Raw genomic sequence first — 6,570 nt, 5'->3', positions numbered from 1 at the left:
GCGGCTTCCTCCTCGTTGACGATGAACACAGCACGACCTCATGCACGTTGACCGGCATGATGCGCCTGGCTTGGCGGGAACGCCATGCCGGCATCCCGAGCGGATGCGTCAGGACCAGCGTTCACCCAGCTACATGACGCAGCTGGACGACGTGCCAGTGGTGCGAGCCTAAGGAGAAGACAGAGCATGTTCATGTACGGGATCACCGGGAAAAGCCACGCGAGCGACGCCTACCCGATCCGGGCCATCAAGGTCGTCGCCAACTCGGCAGCCGAGGCAGAGGCGATCCTGGTGCAGGAGGGCTTTGCCGATGGGTTGGTTCTGTCCGAGGCCAGGGAACTCCTGTCCAGCCCGTGCGGGAAGGTGCCGGGCATAGACCATGAGGGGCCGTGGCCCTGGCCGGGTAAGGCGGCTTGACCGGCTCTGACTGCCTCCCCGCTTAGCCTCTCCAGCCACTAGGTGTCGTTGGCCGGCGGCTCGAAACCCATGAAGTTGAGCCACGCGGCGATCTGCTGGGCTTGGGCGTAGGTAAGCCGCCGGTAGATCGGCCGGAACTCCCATGCGCTCCTCAGCGCGGTGTGGGTGTCCACCACCAACCAGCTCCGGCCATCGCTATGGATGGCGACGGCATAGCGGTCAGGCGCGCGGGGGCTCATACGGTACGCCACGGTTCAGGTCGTTGAACCACTGCGCGACGACCTTGGCGCCTGCTTCGGTCAGTCCGCGTTCGACCACCAGCAGGCCTCCACCGGCCGCCAGCAGTTTGGCGTCGTAGACGAGCCATCTTCCAGGCTCATTGGGGTCCGCCTTGTACGCGTATCGCTCTTGCATACGTAGAAACGTTCCGAAGCAATCTTACCGAAACGTGAACGCTGCAGTATGCCACGACCATCGGCATAATTGGCGGCGCGGGTAATCCTGCTATGTTCCCAGCGCGCATACAAGAGTAACCAAATTGCCTGCCCCTGCCCCTGTTGAGATGGATACCAGGAACGTCACGATCCGCGGCATGCGCACCAGCATGCGGCTGGAAAACGAATACTGGGATGCCTTGGATGAGGCCTCCGAAAAGCTAGGCACCACCTGGGGCGAACTGCTGAACCGGATCTGCACCGCCGCGCAACAGTACCACCCTGACCTTTCCTACAGCCGGGCTGTCCGCGTGTGGACAGTGCGATGGTTTCGGGATCAGATGGCCGATGCAGAGCGCCGCGCCCGGAGGCGCGCTGCGGCGCAGTGATCTTGTGTGGGAGTCTCGTCCCTGTTTCGACACTCCGGCAGCGGTTCGGCAACGTTGTGGTGCTGTGGTGGATGCGGACCATCGCAGCCTGGCAAGAGGGCGAGCGGAAGAGCGAGTAAGGCTTGTGCCCAATCCTACTCCTGGTTGGCCGTGTCGATCCGATCGGGGCCTTCCAGGTCGCCGAGCGTCTTGAAAATCTCATAGATGCGCCGCCGATCACGCGGGTTTGCAATCCGGGTGTAAGCTTTCACCAGCTCCAGCGTCTCGCGTTTGCGCATCAGGCCGGGCTCTGGATTGTCTACTGGCGAGGCATCGGCCGGTTCCGGTGAGAGACCCCCACGCTTCCGAAGATCGCCCGGCATTTCCTCGAAGAAGAAGCTGACCGGCACGTCGAGCGCCTGGCTGAATTGCCAGAGCTTTGAAGCTGAGACACGGTTTGCGCCTTTTTCGTATTTCTGGATCTGCTGGAATGTCAGGCCAACTCGCTGTGCAAGTGCAGTCTGGTTCATGCCTATGAGCGTGCGGCGTGTCCGAATGCGAGAGCCGACATACACGTCAACGGCATCGGGCCCATCGCCTATGGGGTTTGCAGGTCGTCTTGGTGCCATCAGCTTGCCTATCCTTCTCGCTGCTCAAGGCAGGACGGTGCATTTCGTACACTGGTGTGGACGGTAAATCCACATCCTGTCGGCTGTTACAATGGGGTGCTGCCCGGTTCGATGAGACAGCTGGCTGCGGTAAAATGAACCGCAACCATAGGTCTGAAAATGAACGAGGAACAGGAACGTAAGCCCGAGGGGGCGCCGGAGCGCGCCCACAACGCTGGCGCAGGCGCCCCCTCGGGCGCGGAGGCGCGCGCTTCCCAACGGTTCTCGGCGCAACGCAAGCTGAGCGCGGTTACGCGCCTTCTGCGCGGCGAGCCGCTGGAGGTGGTTGCCCGCGAGTTGAACATCACCGTGGCGCGCCTGAGCGAGTGGCGTGAGCGCGCCCGGGCGGCGGCCGCGGCGGCCATGAAGGAGCGGGAACGCGAGCCGGGAGGGCCTGCGCAGCTACGAACATGATGAGGAGATCGCGCGCCTGAAGGCCAAGGTTGGCGAGATCACCATGGCCAACGAGCTGCTGGAGGAGAAAATCGCCGTGCTGGAGGGCAAACGCCCCCCGCCTTCGCGGGGGCAGGCTCTTTGGCCCGACGGAGGTCGAGACGATCAGCCAGACCAGCTCGCCCTCCACTGGTCGCCCTTACGGCCTGGCCCGGGTTGCTCGAACGTGGCGGGTCTCCCGAGACACGGTGTACCGCCACCGGGCCGTCGGCCCGGCATCGATGCCAGGGCGCCGAGGCCCGCTTGGCCCCTGTTCGGATGCCGAGTTGGTCGAGCACATCCGCCAGCAGATCCTGGCGTCACGCTTCCATGGTGAGGGCTACCGCAAGATCTGGGCACGCCTACGCTTTGCGGGCATCCGCACCTCGGCCCGCCGGGTGAGGCGGCTGATGGGCACACATGGGCTGCTGGCGCCGCATCGGGTCGGGCGGCAGCGCACACGGGTGCACGACGGCACCATCGTCACCGAGACGGTGAAAACGATGTGGGGCACGGACATGACCGAGACGATCACCGCAGCCGAGGAGGTGGCGCGCGTCTTCATCGCGGTCGATCACGCCAACACCGAGGTGGTGGGCATTCACGCCTCGAAAAGCGGCAACCGCTTTGAGGCTCTGGAACCGGTCCGCCAGGGCGTGCTGCGCCACTTTGGCCGCATCGGCCCCGGCGTCGCGGCCGGGCTAACGCTGCGCCACGATCACGGCTCCAACTACATGTCCGGCGATTTCCAGGACGAGATCCGGCACCTGGGCATCCCCAGCTCGCCGTCCTTCGTGCGCGAGCCCGAGGGCAACGGCGTGGCCGAGCGCTTCATCCGGACGCTCAAGGAAAACCTCCTGTGGGTCCACACCTTCGACACGGCCGAGGAACTCCGGCAGGCCCTGTTGGAGTTCGCCCGGCACTACAACGACACCTGGCTCGTCGCCCGACATGGGCACCGCTCCCCGGCTCAGGTCCGAGCCGACCAACTCCGAGTTGATCGGCCCTCCGAAGCCGGGCTACCCTTGGCCGCCTGATCAGGCGCAGCCGCCTGTCTCATTTCTGGGCCGCAGTACAGACGGGGGGCCCTCGATGAGGAATCGTTCTCTTCCGATCCTTCGGTTCCGGTCCGCGGAAGAGCGTGACCGGGCGATGCTCCTGCTCATCGAGCAGCAATTCGAGCCCAGGTGGGAAGGGGAGGCGGATCCGTCGGTGACCCCGGCCAAGGATCTCGAAGAGGCTGAGATGGTGCTGCGGGCCGACGGCGTTGTATGCGAGCGCGCCGGCATGTCCGTGACGCGGCTCGGACCGTCGCGACCGCAACCCATACGCTGAGCCGAGAACCCTATCTCAGGAGCGGACAGCATCATCCCCGACAGGCTTACCGAGGAGGTCGGACAACACCGCGGTGAGTTCGCAGGGCATGACCGGCTTCTGCATGAGCGATAGCCTAAGATCGGCTGCGTCCCGTTGTGGCTCCGGGCCGATCTCCCCGGTAATGATGGCGGCCGGTACGTCGGATCCGAACATCTCACGAATGCGCTTCACGGCCTCCGTACCGACACGGCCTTCGCGCAGCCGGTAGTCCACGAGCAGCACATCCGGCCGGCGGCCTTCCTGACGTAAGCGTTCGACGGCATCGTCGGTGGCACCGGCGGCTAGCACCTGAAACCCCCACCTTTTCACGATGGTCTGCAACGCCAGAAGAACGAAGGCGTCGTCATCGATGATGACCGCAAACGGCTGCTGTTCCGCCCGGCTCGACGGATCCGGCGGTTCGGAAAGCGGCTGGTCTGTCTTCTCCGCAGCGACGTGCGGAACCCGGATCGTGAAGACCGTTCCCGAGCCGGGGGTGGACTGCACTTCAATTGGATGATCGAGCAGGTCCGCCAGCCGCTTCACGATTGCTAAGCCAAGTCCAAGGCCCTGACTGCGGTCGCGCTCGGAATTTCCGACCTGATAGAACTCTTCGAAGATGCGGTCGAGTTGATCAGGCGGAATGCCGATCCCTGTGTCCTGGACCTGGATGGTCAGATGATCGCCCCTCTCTGCGCAAAGCAGCGCTATATCGCCCTTCTCTGTGTAACGCACAGCATTTTCCAGGAGGTTTCGCAGGATGCGCCCGAGCAGGACCGGGTCGCTCCGCACCTGGACGTCGCAGGGTCTCACCTGCAGGCGGAGCCCTTTTGCCGCAGCCATGGGCGCAAAGGCGTGCGCGGCCTGGGTCAGGACCTCGGCGACCGAAACGGTCTTCACCTGCGTCGTCACGATGCCGGCATCCAGGCGTGAGACGTCCAGCAGGCCATCAAGCATCCACTTGAGCGCATCCAAGCTGCTATCAAGACCTTTCAAGGCGGAGCGGCCAACCTCGTCTCGGACATGGGCAGCGACACCGTCCAGGAAAAGCAGCGCAGATTGGACAGGCTGGCGCAGATCATGGCTCGCTGCTGCCAGAAAGCGGGTCTTGGACCGGCTTGCCTCTTCCGCAGCCTCACGCCCACGGTGGATATCGTCGATGTCGATCGCCATGCCGATCCAGGCAACGATCTGATCGTCCTGAACCAAGGGATGCACCCGGACCATGTTCCGCCGGTAAGCGCCGTCTGCCCGTCGGATGCGTGCCTCGAACTCATAAGGCTGACCCATGGGCAAAGCCGCCGTGCGAACCGTCAGGACATGGTCCAGATCCTCAGGATGGAGGGCATGCATGCGCGAGGCTTCGTCCGTAGTTAGGCCGGTGTAGATGCGCCAAGCGCGGTTGTGCTGCTCAAGCGTTCCATCCGGCCGGTTCACCCACATCGGCTGAGGGGCGTTCTCGACCAGCATGCGAAGACGTTCCTCGCTGCTCCGAAGAGCCTGTTCCGCACGCCTGCGGTCTGTAACGTCCCTTGCTATTCCTACGAGGCCGATAACCGCTCCGCCCGCTCCTCGGAGAGGAGTCTTGACGGTCTCAAAAGTGAGTGGCTCGCCCGTTGAAAAGTCTAGGAGGCTTTGTTGCTCAGTAACGGGGAGAGTCGTTTCAATGACCTGACGGTCAAGTCGGCTAAGGTGAGCCGCGATCTCTGGTGGGAACAAATCCTCGTCAGTACGGCCAATCACCTCATCCGGACTCAGTCCGAGGATTCCTGCCGATACCGTGTTGACCGTTATGTAGCGACCCTCGACATCCTTGACGAAAATAGGGTCCTTGACGCTTTCCAGAATGGCTTCGAGCAGGCGCACGCTTTCCTGCTGGCGGTGGAGTGCGTCCTCACGCTCACCGGCGATGCGCTCCAGAATGACCTTCGCTGCGCCCGTTTCCATCTGTTGGATAACAAGGTTGGCGAATTCCTTAAGATCCTGTGCCGCTCGTTCGTCGAAGTTGCTCCTTGGTATCCGGTCGATGATGCAGAAGGTGCCGAGGCAAAACCCATCTGAAGTCTTTATGGGCGCACCGGCGTAAAAGCGGATTCTGGGTGCGCCAGTAACCAAGTCGTTTTCGGCGAAACGTTCATCGAGTGTCGCATCCGTCACCACCATCACATCGTTCCGGAGGATGGCATGCGCGCAAAAGGACAAACGTCTCGGGGTTTGATCGATAGTTAAACCGTGATGCGATTTGAACCATTGCCGCCCTTCGTCCACGAGGCTGACCAAGCAGATTGGCACGTCGAAATGCCGAGCTCCCAAAGTGGTAAGGCCGTTGAAGAAAATATCCGCGGGCGTGTCGAGTATGCCGTAGGACCTCAACTTCTCCAGCCTGGCCAACTCATTGTCCGGCTTAGGCGGATCGATCACCAACATGCTCGTCTCTCCAACGCCAAGATATCGATCATGCCTGATTTTAGGATCGGTTTCACATATTCCACTCCGGCTATGCTAAGAGCACTGGTTTTTAGCCGCGTGGTGGTCACGTCCAGACACCACCGTCCTTGCCTGACGGCGCCATCCGGACGTCTGGGGCGAGGAGGTGCTCTGGTGCATGGAGATAGGAGATCAGAGCGTTGGCTTTGTACTTTGATCTTCAAGCGACGCGGACGGACTCCGGGCATCCGAGGTCGAACATGCGGTTGAGGACAGTGACGGCGATCCGGGTTTCCACCTTCTGCGCTGGTCGGGAATGGGAGCGCAAGGTGTCGCCGATGATCCGCTTGTAGCGGCTCATCGCTCCCTCAGCGCCAGACCTGGCGTTATAGCCCGAGGTTTTCTGCCAGCTCATGCGCCCCCGCTCAGCGATGACCCGGAGATGCTGGTCCCGCTGGGTCGGGTTGG

Annotated in this window: 7 protein-coding genes and 2 pseudogenes; 4 read left to right on the top strand and 5 right to left on the bottom strand. The window is 62.6% G+C overall.

Features of this window, described 5'->3' with window-relative positions; genetic code table 11:
• Nucleotides 1-186 precede the first annotated feature (186 nt).
• Nucleotides 187-417, top strand: a complete 231-nt coding sequence (locus JUB11_RS32005) for a hypothetical protein (RefSeq protein WP_207462858.1) — start codon at nucleotides 187-189, stop codon at nucleotides 415-417.
• A 38-nt stretch (nucleotides 418-455) separates the two neighbouring features.
• Here the strand turns inward: JUB11_RS32005 and JUB11_RS33330 are convergent, their stop codons facing one another.
• Together JUB11_RS33330 and JUB11_RS32000 are read right to left on the bottom strand one after the other, a co-directional pair.
• The gene (locus tag JUB11_RS33330) at nucleotides 456-590 is read right to left on the bottom strand and encodes a hypothetical protein (RefSeq protein ID WP_282189223.1); all 135 of its coding nucleotides are present in this window, start codon (nucleotides 588-590) and stop codon (nucleotides 456-458) included.
• Nucleotides 591-636: 46 nt separating this feature from the next.
• Nucleotides 637-831, bottom strand: coding sequence for a hypothetical protein (locus JUB11_RS32000; protein WP_207462857.1), 195 nt, complete (start codon nucleotides 829-831; stop codon nucleotides 637-639).
• A 148-nt stretch (nucleotides 832-979) separates the two neighbouring features.
• On the opposite strand from JUB11_RS32000, the gene JUB11_RS31995 reads away from it, so the two are divergent.
• On the top strand, nucleotides 980-1,240 hold the full coding sequence (locus tag JUB11_RS31995; protein ID WP_282189222.1) for a ribbon-helix-helix domain-containing protein: 261 nt from the start codon (nucleotides 980-982) through the stop codon (nucleotides 1,238-1,240).
• A 134-nt stretch (nucleotides 1,241-1,374) separates the two neighbouring features.
• Here JUB11_RS31995 and JUB11_RS31990 read toward each other — a convergent pair whose 3' ends face one another.
• The gene (locus JUB11_RS31990) at nucleotides 1,375-1,848 is read right to left on the bottom strand and encodes a helix-turn-helix transcriptional regulator (RefSeq protein ID WP_207462855.1); all 474 of its coding nucleotides are present in this window, start codon (nucleotides 1,846-1,848) and stop codon (nucleotides 1,375-1,377) included.
• A gap of 258 nt (nucleotides 1,849-2,106) precedes the next feature.
• On the opposite strand from JUB11_RS31990, the pseudogene JUB11_RS31985 reads away from it, so the two are divergent.
• Both JUB11_RS31985 and JUB11_RS31980 read left to right on the top strand, forming a co-directional pair.
• Nucleotides 2,107-3,356, top strand: a pseudogene (locus JUB11_RS31985) (IS3 family transposase); the annotation flags it as partial.
• A 115-nt stretch (nucleotides 3,357-3,471) separates the two neighbouring features.
• Nucleotides 3,472-3,654: a hypothetical protein gene (locus JUB11_RS31980; RefSeq protein WP_207462854.1), complete on the top strand. Its 183-nt coding sequence runs from the start codon at nucleotides 3,472-3,474 to the stop codon at nucleotides 3,652-3,654.
• 15 nt (nucleotides 3,655-3,669) lie between these two features.
• Here JUB11_RS31980 and JUB11_RS31975 read toward each other — a convergent pair whose 3' ends face one another.
• Together JUB11_RS31975 and JUB11_RS31970 are read right to left on the bottom strand one after the other, a co-directional pair.
• Nucleotides 3,670-6,102 (bottom strand): PAS domain S-box protein, encoded by a 2,433-nt coding sequence (locus tag JUB11_RS31975; RefSeq protein WP_207462853.1) that lies wholly within the window; start codon nucleotides 6,100-6,102, stop codon nucleotides 3,670-3,672.
• Nucleotides 6,103-6,322: 220 nt separating this feature from the next.
• Nucleotides 6,323-6,570: pseudogene (locus JUB11_RS31970) on the bottom strand (IS5/IS1182 family transposase); the annotation flags it as partial.

It is taken from the genome of Azospirillum sp. SYSU D00513 (genome assembly GCF_017356015.1).
Taxonomy (GTDB): Bacteria; Pseudomonadota; Alphaproteobacteria; order Azospirillales; family Azospirillaceae; genus Azospirillum.
This window is presented reverse-complemented; position numbering and strand designations above follow the sequence as displayed.